Consider the following 375-nt stretch of genomic DNA (forward strand, 5'->3'; position numbering starts at 1 on the left):
CCATACCCCGACGCTGCGCACCCTGACCAGTAAAAACAAAAGCCAGACGCCCCGGAACGGAACGAGCCGCGGCCTCACCAACTCCCGCAGCCAGTCCGTCGAGCAACTGCTCACGATCACCGGCGACTACAACCGCCCGATGATCGAGCGCGGCCCGACTCGTCGCCAAGGACCACGCCACATCCGCCAAGTTCACATCGGCATGCGCGGAAACCCACGATCGCAAACGCTCAACCTGCCCACGCAACCCGTCCTCGGTCCGCCCCGACACCACAAACGGAAGCACCCCGGCCGCAGCCCCTGGAACAGACCGAGACTCGACGACATCCTCCAGAATGACGTGCGCGTTCGTACCACTGATACCAAAAGACGACA

1 protein-coding gene is annotated in these 375 nt (G+C 63.5%); it reads right to left on the minus strand.

Annotated elements, in window-relative coordinates:
- Nucleotides 1-361 (minus strand): ketoacyl-synthetase C-terminal extension domain-containing protein (locus BIV25_RS49000; RefSeq protein ID WP_371273161.1); only part of this gene is annotated, 361 nt, incomplete at its 3' end.
- Nucleotides 362-375: the final 14 nt, after the last annotated feature.

This window comes from Streptomyces sp. MUSC 14, from assembly GCF_001866675.1.
GTDB lineage: Bacteria > Actinomycetota > Actinomycetes > Streptomycetales > Streptomycetaceae > Streptomyces.